12 protein-coding genes are annotated in these 12,652 nt (G+C 66.4%); 5 read left to right on the plus strand and 7 right to left on the minus strand.

The features are described 5' to 3' along the window. Positions 1 to 177: 177 nt before the first annotated feature. The 5 genes from ACZ1JV_RS01975 to ACZ1JV_RS01995 form a co-directional block, all read right to left on the minus strand. Positions 178 to 1,044, minus strand: coding sequence for a sigma-70 family RNA polymerase sigma factor (locus tag ACZ1JV_RS01975; protein WP_465149392.1), 867 nt, complete (start codon positions 1,042 to 1,044; stop codon positions 178 to 180). Beyond that, positions 1,041 to 1,493: a carboxymuconolactone decarboxylase family protein gene (locus tag ACZ1JV_RS01980; protein ID WP_465149393.1), complete on the minus strand. Its 453-nt coding sequence runs from the start codon at positions 1,491 to 1,493 to the stop codon at positions 1,041 to 1,043. The genes ACZ1JV_RS01975 and ACZ1JV_RS01980 overlap by 4 nt, the downstream gene beginning before the upstream one ends. A 301-nt stretch (positions 1,494 to 1,794) precedes the next feature. Further along, positions 1,795 to 2,547, minus strand: coding sequence for a CDP-alcohol phosphatidyltransferase family protein (locus ACZ1JV_RS01985; RefSeq protein ID WP_465149394.1), 753 nt, complete (start codon positions 2,545 to 2,547; stop codon positions 1,795 to 1,797). Between the two features lie 136 nt (positions 2,548 to 2,683). Continuing rightward, positions 2,684 to 3,247, minus strand: a complete 564-nt coding sequence (locus tag ACZ1JV_RS01990; RefSeq protein WP_465149395.1) for a GNAT family N-acetyltransferase — start codon at positions 3,245 to 3,247, stop codon at positions 2,684 to 2,686. A gap of 4 nt (positions 3,248 to 3,251) precedes the next feature. Further along, positions 3,252 to 4,160 (minus strand): LysR substrate-binding domain-containing protein, encoded by a 909-nt coding sequence (locus tag ACZ1JV_RS01995; protein ID WP_465149396.1) that lies wholly within the window; start codon positions 4,158 to 4,160, stop codon positions 3,252 to 3,254. Positions 4,161 to 4,271: 111 nt separating this feature from the next. On the opposite strand from ACZ1JV_RS01995, the gene ACZ1JV_RS02000 reads away from it, so the two are divergent. Next, entirely contained in the window at positions 4,272 to 5,366 is a 1,095-nt protein-coding gene (locus ACZ1JV_RS02000; RefSeq protein ID WP_465149397.1) for a YeiH family protein, read from the plus strand. A gap of 251 nt (positions 5,367 to 5,617) precedes the next feature. Here ACZ1JV_RS02000 and ACZ1JV_RS02005 read toward each other — a convergent pair whose 3' ends face one another. After that, entirely contained in the window at positions 5,618 to 6,079 is a 462-nt protein-coding gene (locus ACZ1JV_RS02005; protein ID WP_465149398.1) for a MarR family winged helix-turn-helix transcriptional regulator, read from the minus strand. A gap of 187 nt (positions 6,080 to 6,266) precedes the next feature. Between ACZ1JV_RS02005 and ACZ1JV_RS02010 the strand changes: the two genes are divergently transcribed. From ACZ1JV_RS02010 to ACZ1JV_RS02020, 3 genes are read left to right on the plus strand one after another with little or no spacing between them, the layout of a single operon-like run. Then, positions 6,267 to 7,430, plus strand: a complete 1,164-nt coding sequence (locus ACZ1JV_RS02010) for an HlyD family secretion protein (protein ID WP_465149399.1) — start codon at positions 6,267 to 6,269, stop codon at positions 7,428 to 7,430. After that, a complete protein-coding gene (locus ACZ1JV_RS02015) occupies positions 7,427 to 8,998 on the plus strand; it encodes an MDR family MFS transporter (protein WP_465149400.1) in 1,572 nt (523 codons plus the stop codon). The genes ACZ1JV_RS02010 and ACZ1JV_RS02015 overlap by 4 nt, the downstream gene beginning before the upstream one ends. Before the next feature lie 8 nt (positions 8,999 to 9,006). Next, positions 9,007 to 10,464 (plus strand): efflux transporter outer membrane subunit, encoded by a 1,458-nt coding sequence (locus ACZ1JV_RS02020; RefSeq protein ID WP_465149401.1) that lies wholly within the window; start codon positions 9,007 to 9,009, stop codon positions 10,462 to 10,464. A 5-nt stretch (positions 10,465 to 10,469) separates the two neighbouring features. Here the strand turns inward: ACZ1JV_RS02020 and ACZ1JV_RS02025 are convergent, their stop codons facing one another. Then, positions 10,470 to 11,741 (minus strand): MFS transporter, encoded by a 1,272-nt coding sequence (locus ACZ1JV_RS02025; RefSeq protein WP_465149402.1) that lies wholly within the window; start codon positions 11,739 to 11,741, stop codon positions 10,470 to 10,472. Between the two features lie 262 nt (positions 11,742 to 12,003). Between ACZ1JV_RS02025 and ACZ1JV_RS02030 the strand changes: the two genes are divergently transcribed. Further along, on the plus strand, positions 12,004 to 12,402 hold the full coding sequence (locus ACZ1JV_RS02030) for a hypothetical protein (RefSeq protein ID WP_465149403.1): 399 nt from the start codon (positions 12,004 to 12,006) through the stop codon (positions 12,400 to 12,402). The last annotated feature ends 250 nt before the right edge of the window (positions 12,403 to 12,652 follow it).

Raw genomic sequence — 12,652 nt, forward strand, 5'->3', positions numbered from 1 at the left:
AGCTTGCACGGCCAAGCGTGGGGGGAGGGTGTCTTTGCGAAAATGCCGGAAGAGGCATTTTCGATGCGGCACCAGCCCACTCCCCCACCCGACCTCCCATCAAGGATACACTAGTGGGAGGTCGGGTGGGGGAGTGGGCTGGTGCCGCAAAATCCGCCTCCGGCGGATTTTCAGCCATCAATGCAGCGCCTCTTCCAAGTGGCGCAGCTTGTCGGGATTGCGGGTGACGTAAATGGCGCGGATCAGCCCGTCCTCGATCAGCAGCGCGGTGGTCTGCAGGATGCCGTCCGGCTCGCGCGTGACGAAGCCGGGCAAGCCGTTGACGAAGCCATAGCGCACCAGCGTGGAGGGCGCGCGGCGCAGTTTCTCCAGCGCCAGATGGGCGCGGACGACTTCGCCCGCGCCTTCCAGCACGCGCGCGACGGCGGGGCGCTTGCCGCCGCCGTCGGAATGGAAGCGCACGTCCTGCGCCAGCAGAGTGCCCAGATTGGCCAGACCCTCACCGCGGGATGCCTGAAAGAAGGCATCGGCAATCGCCATGCCGTGCGCACGATCCACGGTGTAGCGCGGGCGTTCCATCCGCACATTGGCGCGGGCGCGGCTGGCAAGTTGGCGGCAGGCGGCGGCGTCGCGGCCGATAGAGGCGGCGATATCGTCGAAGCTCTCGCCGAACACGTCGTGGAGCAGAAAGGCCGCGCGTTCGAGGGGGGAAAGCCGCTCCAGCGCCAGCAGCAGCGGCAGGGTAACGTCCTCCACCGGATCCTCTTCCACCACCGGCTCCGGCAGCCAGGGGCCGGTATAGGTTTCTCGCCGGACGCGGGCGGATTTCAACTGATCGAGGCAAAGCCGCGTGACCACGCGGCGCAAATAGGCGGCGGGCACTTCCACCGCCGCCCGGTCCGCCGCCGCCCAGCGGATATAGGCTTCCTGCAGGATGTCCTCTGCGTCGGCCATCGATCCCAGCATCCGGTAGGCGACGCGCAGCAGGCCGGGCCGCTGCGCGTCGAAAATTGCGGCCGGCTGGGGGGCGGCGTTCCCGGTCACTTCCAGCCCAGTTCCGGGGCATAGAGGTTGAAGCCCACGGCCAGCCGGTTCCAGCCGTTGATCACGTTGATCATCAGGGTCAGCTTCAACTGCTCCTCCTTGTCGAACTGGGCATCCAGCGCCTCGTAGACGGCGTCGGGCGCGCGCTTGGTGGCAACTTCGGTCAGATGATCGGTCCAGGCAAGCGCGGCGCGCTCCCGGTCGGTATAGCACGGTGCTTCGTGCCATGCGGCAAGCAGGTGGATGCGCTGTTCGCTCTCACCGGCGGCGCGTGCTTCGGCGGTGTGCATGTTCAGGCAGTTGGCGCAGCCGTTGATCTGCGAGGCGCGGATCTTCACGAGTTCTAGCAGCGGCTTTTCCAGCCCGCATTCGCCCACCTGCATGGAGAACGCATACCAGGCTTTGAACAGCGCGGGGGAGACGGAGTAGATATCGGCACGGGGAGTCATCGCATCGTCCTTTCTTGGGTTCGATGCGGTCATGACGAGTGGGGCCCGGCCAGTGTGACATGGCCCGGCAAATTTTTTCAGGTTTTCGCGTTTGGTGCCGCTGGGAGTCCGTTTGAAAAATGCCCGCAGGGGCATTTTTGAGGCGGCACCGGCCCTCTCCCGTTCCGAAGAACACGAAAAGGTCCGGGGGACCTTTTCGCTGAGGGGGCCTACCACCCATCGGTAGTATCCTGCGGGTGGTAGGGTGGGGGAGAGGGCCGGTGCCGCAAAATTCGCATTTCGCGAATTTTCAAACGGCCGCTCAGCGCGGCATGCGAATGGCGGGTTCGTCCACCGCCAGCCGGCGCGCGGTGCGCAAGGTCTGCAGCACGAAGAACACGATCAGCAGTAGGCCGATGGAGCCGACGAACACGTCGAACCAGGTGAGCACGCCGAACAGCACCGGCTGCGATCCCGCCGCGATCATCGCCAGGGTCAGGCCGATCAGCATGAAGCGCAGCTCCGTCGGCCCGGCATAGGCGTAGGACAGCTTCATCTCGCCCAGCACGCGCACGGCGAGGAAGGCGTGGATCGACAGCAGCAGGTATCCCACCAGTGCGATCAGCGCGACTTCCAGCAGGACATAGCGGCTGAGCCCGATGCCGACGACCACCAGCGTCGTCGCCAGCCCATCGCAACTGTGATCGAGGAAATAGCCATAGCGCGGGCGCTCCGTGCGGCGGAAGCGGGCAAGGCTGCCGTCCATCGAATCCCCGAACCACTGAACGAAATAGCCGGCGATGGAAATCCACAGCCAGTTGTCGCCCAGATTGCTGGCGATATAGCCGGCGAAGACCATCAGCGCGCCCACCATGCCCACGGCGGTGAGCATATCCGGCATGACCCAGTTCGGCATCCGCGCGCAGAGCCAGTTGAGCAGGCGGCGTTCGCCGCGCGCCAGCAGGTTCACCTGGATGCGATCGATCGCGCCGGTTTTCACGCCGCTTTCCGCGCCGCCTCCCGCGCCGGTTGCCGCATCGGTTTCCGGGCCGGTTTCCGCACCGTCTCTTGCCATTGTATTCCTCGTCGAAATTCGGTGCCCGTTTCGGCTGCGCCGGTGTATCGGGCTTGCCGGCACGTGCGCCGGTCGCTGTCGCGTGCTGCTGTGGGCGTTTCCGTCCCGCACGGCAACCGGCAATCGTCCGCGGTCGTCAGCCGGCGCCGCAATCGCGCACCAGCACGACGATTTCGCGCGCCGGATCGCGGCCCTGGGGCACGAAACGATCCATTTCGCGATAGCCCAGCCGTTCCGCCAGCCGCAGCGAGGGGAGATTGGCGGGGGCGATCAGGCAGGCGGTCGTCAGGCCATGCGCCGCATCGAACCATGCCTGCGCCGCACGGCCGGCCTCGGAGGCATAGCCCCGGCCGTGGAAGCCCGATGCCAAAGTCCATGACATTTCGACGGCGGCTTGAGAAAGCGGCCCCAGATCGCGCTGGAAATGGGCATAGCCGATCTTGCCGACATAGGCGCCGGAGGCTTTCTCGACGATCGTGAACAGGCCGAAGGGATAGAGGCTCCAGTGCCCGGCATCGCGCAGGAAGCGGGTCCAGGCCACTTCTCGCTCCAGCGGCACGCCGCCGATATGCGCGGTGACCGCCGCATCGGCAAACATCGCTGCGGAGGCTTCGAAATCGGCAAGGACGGGCGGGCGCAGCAACAGGCGGTCGGTTTCGATCATCGGCCGAACCGTGGCGGCGCGCTCCGCGTCTGGCAAGCGTTCAGGGCGTTTCCTTCAGCGGCGGGCGTGATGCGGCGATGACTTGTAGCAGCGCATCGGCGGCGCGGCTGCGATAGCGTTCGCGGTGGCGCAACCCGTGAAACGCGCGCGGGCCGAACTCCAGCGGCGCGGCGTGCAGCGTGCCGGCAGCGATGGCCGGCGCCACCACCAGAGAAGAGAGCACGGCCACACCGGCACCGGCCTCCACCGCCGTGCGTACGCTTTCGTTCGACGGCAGCACCAGCGCCACGTCGAGCGCGGCGGGATCCACGCCGCGCTCGCGTAGATAGGCATCGAGGCTGGACCGCGTGCCCGATCCGGGCTCCCGCATGATCCAGCGGGCGCGGCGCAGCCATCGGGCGTCGATCTCGTCCGCTGCCTCGCCCGCTGCGAATGGCGTCGCGGAGACCAGCACCAGCCGGTCTTCGCCCACCGGCCATTGGGCCAGCACGGCATCGTCGATCCGCCCTTCGACGATGCCAAGGTCCGCCTCGCCCTCGCGCACGCGGGTCGCGGCCTGATCGGTGTTGCCGATGGAGAGTTCGACGCGCAGCGCCGGATGACGTGCCTGAAATTCCGCCAGGATTGGCGGCAGCCAGTAAGCGGCGATGGTCTGGCTGGCGACAAGGCGCAGGCGGCCCCGGCGGAGCCCGCTCAGTTCGTCCAGCACGGTTTCTGCGGCGGCGGCGCGGGCCAGAACGCCGCGTGCCTCGATCAGGAACAGCCGCCCCGCCTCGGTCAGTACGACGCCCCGGCCGACACGGTCGAACAGCTTGACCGCGTGGCGCTCTTCCAGCGCGGCGATGGCGGCGGAGGCGGCCGACTGGGTGACGTGCAGCGCGCGCGCAGCGGCGGTCACATGCTCGCGCTCGGCCACGGCCACGAAGATGCGCAACTGCTCAAGGGTCATGGTAGGGCCTGTAGCACGATTGATCTGAATTGTTGATCGAAATGATAAAAATGATGCATTGGAGTGATTGAATATTGAGGCGTAGGCCGGTTGGGAGAAAGGAATTTCCCCATGAACTCCGCAGGAATCCTTCATTCAGACCATGCCGCGTTTCCCCGGGAAAACCTGCGATCGGTCATGCCGGGCGTGCTCTTATGCTGTGCCGTGGCTGCCGTTGGCTATGCGTTGGAAGCGGGGGAGCGGGCCTTGGCGGGTCGGGCGTGGTTGGAAAGTCTGGTGCTGGCGATCCTGATCGGCACGGCGCTGCGCAGCCTGTGGGTGCCAAATGCGCGGTTCAATCATGGAATATCATTTAGTTCCAAATATTTGCTTGAAATAGCCGTCGTGCTTCTGGGCGCCTCGGTCAGCGGGGCGACATTGTTGGCGGCGGGGCCGGGAATGCTTGTGGGCATCGCCGGCGTCGTCGCGGCGGCACTCGTGCTGGGGTTCGTGGTGGGCCGATTGCTGGGCCTGCCGCTGCGCATGGCGCTGCTGGTGGCCTCCGGCAATGCGATCTGCGGCAATTCCGCGATTGCCGCCGTCGCCCCGGTGATCGGCGCGGAGAGTGACGACGTGGCTGCCTCCATCGCCTTCACGGCCGTGCTGGGCGTGGTGGTGGTGCTGGGCCTGCCGCTGGCGGGTGTGGCATTGGGCTTGGGCGGCCATGCCTACGGCGCTTTTGCCGGGCTGACCGTCTACGCCGTGCCGCAAGTGATCGCCGCCGCCGCGCCGATGGGGCCGGCCGCCGTGCAAACGGGAACGCTGGTCAAGCTGGTGCGTGTGCTGATGTTGGGCCCCGTGTGCCTCGTGCTGTCGCTGACGGCGCCGCGGCCCGATGCAGCCGACGGGGAAACGCTTTGCCGTTCGGGGATGGGCCGTTCGGAGATGGGGCGCCCGGGGCTGGGCCATCTGGTGCCGTGGTTCATCCTCGGCTTCCTGGCCCTGATGCTGTGTCGTACGCTCGGCCTTGTGCCGCAGGCAGCACTTGCCCCCATCGGTCAGGTTGCCACCGTTCTCACGGTCGTATCGATGGCCGCGCTGGGGCTTGGTGTGGATGTGCGCACCGTGGCGCAAGCGGGTGGGCGCGTGACGGCCGCAGTGGTGCTTTCGCTGGCCGGATTGGGCGCGATCAGTCTTGGCCTACTGCACCTGCTGCGCATGGTTTAACGCCCCGTTCTTTTCTTACGCAGGCAAGACTTGTTCTTTCACAGGCAAGTCTTCCTTCGCCCCGGCGATGGAAAAGCCCGACGGATCGCTATGGCAGGGCCCGATTACATGGTATCTTCGCTGCAACCACCAAAGAGTGGATTTAGAGGAGAGCGGGCATGGAAAGAATGGAATCCGTGTTTTGCGTATGCGAATTCCGCACATTGTGCGCTGCGGTAGCATGCAGCGGCACTTTTGCGCTGATGACGATACTATTGCTGACCTGAATCATCCCCCGGCGCGGCGGGTTCGCCAAGGCTGCGCGGGGCGCCCATTTCGACCAATCGGTCGTTAAGCACTTCGAGAGTCCGCAGGAATGCGGACTGTTGCTCATCGCCCAATACCTCAAAGAACTGCGCGATGAAGGCTTCCTTGTGAGGTTCGACCTCACGGATCACCGCCTCGCCCGCTTCCGTCAGGCTGATCCGCTTGGCCCGTCGATCGTTCGGATCCGGGCTACGCACGGCCAGGCCGTCGCGCTCCAGCGCGTCGATCGCCTCCGTCACGGTACGCGGCGCCTGCCCCAGCACCTCGCAAATGTCCGTGGAACGCACCGATCCGCCGCGCTTTATGGCCAGCAGCAATTTCAATTGCGCCAGCGATGCACCCTGCGCGCGCATCCGGTCATTGAACAGCCGGTGCATACGCAGATGCAGATCGCGCAACTGCTCCATGGATTGGAGGCGAATACTCACGGCAAGAAATATTGTGGGACCATATGAAATGCCATTGCCATATGCTGCGGAGCAGTGCAAGGGCGCATCCATCACTGCTGCGATGCAGCAGGACCTATGAGCTGCAACGCAGCAAGACCTCGGGGCTGCAATGCAGCAACAAGCGCATGAGAAGCGGAAGCGATTGATGGCAAACGACGGAATCGATTCGGATGGCCAGCCGGTGGGTGGTGAAGCGGCAGAGCGTCCTTCCGCGCTCAAGCGTCCCGGCGTGCGCCGCGCGCTGTTCGTTGGCGCCGCCGTGGTGGCCATCGGCCTGGGCGCCTGGGTACTGCATTACGTAACGCGCGGGCAGTATCTGGAAGACACCAACGACGCCTTCATCCAGGCCGATGCCGTCACCGTTTCGCCCCGAATTTCCGGCTATGTCGACGCCGTGCTGGTGGGTGACAACCAGGACGTGAAGGCCGGCCAGCCGCTCGTGAAGATCGACCCGCGCGACTATAACGCGCAGGCCGCCCAGTATCAGGCGCAGATCGACGTGGCGAAGGCCAATGCCGAGAACGTGCGCGCCGGTATCGGCGAGCAGGAAGCGGCCATCGCACAGGCGCAGGCACAGCTTGCCTCGGCCGAGGAAGACGCCCGCTATGCCGAGCGTGAGGCCGCGCGTTACGCCCCGTTGGCCGCCAGCGGCGCCGAAACCAAGGAACATCTGGCCACCTTGCGCAATCAGGCCGCCAAGGCCCGCGCCACCGCCGATGCCCAGCGCGCCGCGCTGACTTCCGCCCAGCGCCGCATCGCCGCGCTGAATGCGCAAGTCCAGCAGGCGCAGGCGCAGGGCGAGGCTGCCCGCGCGCAGCTTGCCTCCGCCCACGTCAATGTCGGTTCGACGGTGCTGACTGCCAGCGTCGACGGCCGCATCGGCGATCGCACCGTGCGCGCCGGCCAGTTCGTGCAGGCCGGCACCCGCCTGATGTCGGTGGTGCCGCTGTCCAAGCTCTACGTCACCGCCAACTTCAAGGAAACGCAGATCGGCCTGATGCGCCCCGGCCAGCCCGCGACCATCGAGGTTGACGCGCTGAACGGCACCAAGATCCGCGGGCACGTGGAAAGCGTGTCGCCGGGCACCGGTTCGCAGTTCTCGCTGCTGCCGCCGCAGAACGCCACCGGCAACTTCACCAAGATCGTCCAGCGCGTTCCCGTGCGCATCGCCATCGATGCCGGTGCCGAAGCGCGCCGCGTGCTGGTGCCGGGCCTTTCGGTGACCGTCACGGTCGACACCATCGGCGAAAAGGGTTCGCAGCAGGCCATCGCCAAGCAAGAGAAGGCCCGCCGGACGGACGGCAAGTGAGCCAGACCGTGAGCGGATCCACCGCCACTGTCGGGGCTCCCCCGGCACCGCCACCGGCAGCCGAAAAGCCCGCCGACGCGGCGGCATGGCTGGCCGTGGCCGCCGGCACGCTGGGCGCGCTGATGGCCACGCTGGACGTCTCCATCGTCAACAGTTCGCTGCCCACGATTCAGGGTGAAATCGGCGCCAGCGGCACTGAAGGCACCTGGATCGCGACCGCCTATCTGGTGGCGGAAATCGTCATCATCCCGCTGTCCGGCTGGCTGGAACGGTTGCTGGGCCTGCGCACGCTGCTGCTGGTGGCATCGGCGCTGTTCACGCTGTTTTCGATCATGTGCGGCCTTTCCACGACGCTGCCGATGATGATCGTCGGCCGCATCGGGCAGGGCTTTACCGGCGGCGCGCTGATCCCGACGGCGATGACCATCGTGGCGACGCGATTGCCCCGCGCGCAGCAGCCGATCGGCAATGCGCTGTTCGGCGCGACCGCGCTGCTGGGCCCTGTCGTGGGCCCGGTGCTGGGCGGCTGGCTGACCGAGAATGTCAGCTGGCACTATGCTTTCTTCCTGAACCTGCCGGTGGGCATCGCACTTGCAACGCTGCTGCTGGTGGCGATCCCGCACCAGAAGGCGAACCTTGGCCTGATCCGTGAGGCGGACTGGCTGGGCATTCTGGGCCTTGCACTCGGCCTTGGCGGGCTGACCGTGGTGCTGGAAGAGGGGGAGCGCGAACAGTGGTTCTCCTCCCACCTCATCATCATGCTGACGGCGGTTTCGGTTCTGGGGCTGGTTCTGCTCGGGCTGGGGCAGGTCGTCTCGAAGAAGCCGGTGATCAAGCTGAAGCTGCTGCTGGACCGGCAGTTCGGCAGCGTGGTCGCCATGGTCACCGTGGTGGGCATGGTGATCTACGGCACGTCTTACGTGATCCCGCAGTTCCTCTCCCAGATCGCCGGCTACAACTCGCTGCAATCGGGGCAGGTGGTGATGCTGTCGGGCATCCCGGTCATGCTGATGATGCCGATCACGCCCTGGCTGATCCGCAATGTCGACATTCGCCTGTCGGTCTGCTTCGGGCTTTCCGTTCTGGCGCTCAGCGCCTGGCTGGAAACCGACATTACCCCGCTTTCGGACGGCAAGGACTTCGTGGACAGCCAGCTTCTGCGCGGCATGGGCACGGTGTTCTGCATGATGTTCCTGAATCAGGCGGCGATCCGTTCGGTGCCGAAGGAGGAGGCGGGCGACGCTTCCGGCCTCTACAACGCGGCGCGCAACCTGGGCGGATCGTTCGCGCTGGCAGGGATCGCGGTCATTCAGGATCAGCGCCTGTGGCTGCACGCGCGCCGGCTGGAAGAAACGCTGAATGCCAATTCCGTCGCGGTGCAGGACTACGTATCCGCCCAAGGCGCCGGGGTGCTGCGCTCGCTTGAGGGCACGATCCAGATTCAGGCGCTGACGATGACTTATGCGGACATGTTCTGGATGATGTCGGTGGGCATCCTCTTCGTCATCCCGCTTACGCTGTTCCTGCGCCCGCTGCCGAAGAATGCGCCGCTGGCGGCCGCACATTGAGGATAACCATGCGTTCCTATCTTCTCCTTCCGCTGCTGGCCGGCGCTGCTCTTGCCGGTTGCACCGTCGGCCCGAACTACGCGGGCCCGCCCAAGCTGGCCTCTGACGCCAACCCCGCCTTCGTGCGCGCCGACGCGGGCAGCGTCACCACGGCGCCGCCGGTCGCCGACTGGTGGAAGCCGCTGGGCGATCCGCTGCTGGATGACCTGATCGCCAAGGCCCTGGCCGAGAATACCGACGTGAAGGCCGGCGAGGCCCGGCTGCGGCAGGCGCAGGCTTCTCTGGGTGAGGAGCGCGCCAATCTGGCCCCCAAGGCCAGCGCATCGGCGCTCTATGCCCACGCCCATGTGCCCGGCGTCGCTTTCGGCCAGAGCGACAGCAGTTCGGATAGCTCCGGCGGGTCCGACAGCGAGAGCAGCGGCGGCAGCAGCGGTACCGACCTCAACCTCTACAACGTGGGCGTCAACGCCAGTTGGGAAATCGACCTGTTCGGCGGCCAGCGCCGCGCGGTAGAGGCGGCGCGCGCGACGATGGAAGGCGCGCAGGCCAGCCTTTCGGACGTGCAGGTCAGCCTTTCCGCCAGCGTAGCCCAGAACTACCTGAACCTCCGTGACCGCCAGCAGCGGATCGTGCTGGGCGAACAGTCGATCGCGCTGCAGGAAGACGTGCTGGCGCTGACCCGCCAGCGCTTCCAGAGCGGCACGGCCACGGCGATGGACGTGGCGCAGATCGAGGGCAAACTGGCCTCCACCCGCGCACAGATCGCGCCGCTGGCGGCCGAGCGCGATGCCTATATGAATGCGCTGGCGGTGCTGACCGGGCAGGCGCCGGGCGCGCTCGATGCAAGCCTTGCCCCGGCGGGCGAGCTTCCCTTGCCGCCCGCTGCGGTGCCGGTGGGCGATCCCGCGCAGCTGATCGCGCATCGCCCCGATATCCGGCAGGCCGAGCGCACACTGGCGGCCGATACCGCGAAGATCGGCCAGTCGGAGGCGGCGCGCTTCCCCCGCCTCTCGTTCATGGGCCTGATCGGCATCGGCGGCACCAAGATCAGCGATCTGGGCAAGTTGGACGATTTCACCTCGATCGCGGCGCCGCAGCTCAGCTGGAACTTCCTCGACTTCGGGCGCACCAAGGCCAAGGTCCACCAGGCCGAAGCCGTGCGGGACGAGGCGGAGGCGAAGTATCGCGGCACCGTGCTTTCGGCGCTGCGCGATGCCGAGGATTCGCTGGCCCGCTTCCGCGAACGCCGCGTCACCGTGGCGGCGCTGGCCCGCACGCGGGAGAAGGCGGCGCTGGCGGAAAGCCTGACGGCGCAGCGCTATCAGTCCGGCACCGTGACGAAGATCGCGCTGCTGAATGCGCGGAACGATCTGAACACGGCGGACCAGAACCTGGTCCAGGCCCGCGCGGCGCTGACCGGCGACTACGTTTCCATCCAGAAGTCGCTCGGTTTGGCTTGGAAGTAACGTAATCAGGCAGGAGTGGGGCAGGGCTGCGAACGCGCCCTGCCGTACCCGCCCAGGAACACGAAGGCGGCGATGACGCCGAAGGCCCCGGCGATCATGAACGCGGGGGTGTAAGTCCCCAAGGTTTCCCGGATCACACCGGCACCGAAAGCGGCGATGGATGCGCCGATCTGGTGCGCCACGAAGATCCAGCCGAACACGATCGGCCCATCGCGCTCTCCGAAGGTGGAATTGGCGAGCTTTACCGTCGGCGGCACCGTGGCGATCCAGTCCAGCCCGTAGAACACCGCGAAGACAGTCAGGCTCACCGCGCCGAAATCGATGAACGGCAGCGCCACCAGCGAAAGTCCGCGAAAGCCGTAGTAGACCGCTAGCAGGCGGCGCGGGTCGTAGCGGTCGCTCAGCCAGCCCGATGCGGTCGTGCCGAACAGGTCGAAGAAGCCCATCATCGACAGCAGACCGGCGGCCGCGACCGGGGCGATGCCATGGTCCCCGCAGAACGCGATCATGTGCGTGCCGACAAGGCCGTTGGTGGTGAGGCCGCAGACCATGAAGCTGCCGGCCAGCAGCCAGAACATCGGCTGGCGTGCGGCGCGCATCAGCGCCTCTATGGCGAGCCACGGGGTCGCGGCCTGCTTCATCGGCGGGGCTGGGGCCGTATCCGCGCTTTCGCCGAAGCGGCGGGTGCCGCGCTGTTCGGGACGCTCGGGCACGAAGAAGAACACCAGCGGGATCAGCGCGGCGCAGAGCAGGCTGACCGCCAGCGCCACCGGCTGCCACGCGCCGCCTTGCGACAGCCACGCCAGCACCGGCAGGAAGATCAGCGATCCGGTAGCGGTGCTGGCGCTCAGCAGACCCATCACCAGCCCCTGCCGCGTCGCGAACCAGCGGTTGACCACTGCCGCGCCCAATACCGAGGCTACCGCGCCGGAACCGATGCCGGACAGCACGCCCCAGCTCAGCACATAGTGCCAGGGGGCGGTCATCCAGCGGCTGGCGAAAGTCGCCGCCGCCATCAGCGCCAGTCCGGCGAGCATCGTGCGCTTGATCCCCACGCTCATCATCAGCGCCGCCGCGAAGGGGCCGACCAGCCCGTAGAGCAGGATACCCAGCGCCGCGCCGGCGGAGATCGTCGCGCGGTCCCAGCCGAAATGCAGTTCCAGCGGCATCATCATCACGCCGGGGGCGGACCGCAGCCCGGCCGAAGCCAGCAGCGCGAAGAAGGTGACGGCAACCACGATCCATGCGGGATGAAGGCGGCGGGTACTCTGCGGCATTGGCGGGTCCTTTGCGAAATGGCCGCGAACTTAGCGCTTTGCGCAAGCCGATCCGAACGAGAAAGTCTGGCGGCGGATGTGAACAGAAGTAACGGTGCTTCGCCCGGCCGGGAAGGGCGTCGCAAGGCATGGAGGATTGGTCCGAAGGCTCATTGTCTCCCACGCGGCAACAATCTGTGGCGCTGCGCGGGGCTTATTGCGGATCGCAATCGCCGGTACATGCCGCGCCAGCAGCGACAATGGAAAAGTGCAGAAACACGCGATGGAGAAGCAGTTCACAGCCTCGTTCAGAGCCGATGCCCGCGACGTGACCGATCTGTTCACCGATCTTTTCAGTGGGCAGGAACGCAGCATCCTGGCGCTGGCGGCGCGCGATCCGGTGGGATCGATCGCGTTCGACAAGAAGCGCACGCGCGGCTGGCGCGCCTTTGTCTTTGGAAAGCCTTACAATTACTGCCTTGCCAACGATAAGTTGGAAGTGCTGCGGGTGACGGCGGTGCTGCTGCGCGGAAGCGATTTCCCGGCCGAGCAGTTCTACCGCTTCCGCCTTGCCGGCTATTCGCGGGACCAGTTCGATGCCATCGCCGCGCTGTTCGCGCCGCATAAAGCCTATCCGGCATCCTCCGCCTTCGATCTGGCGAACTGCGCGCAGGCGGCCTGAGCGCCGGTCGCCGGTGGCCCCGCCAAGGCTGTCGAAGACCCGCGCAAAGCCTGCAAACGTTTGAAAATCTGCCGTTTCCGACTATGATCTGACGCTGCCCGCAACGACGCGGGCGGCGCCATTTCGGCTGCACACATTCCGTACGCGTTCAGCAAAACTTCGAAAAAAACGCGCCCCGGCATCCGTATCGGCCGGTATTCCTCTAGAATCTGGATAGGCCATCCCCCCGCGCCGACCCCGTCGCACTCAC

Source organism: Novosphingobium sp. BL-S-19 (genome assembly GCF_055521675.1).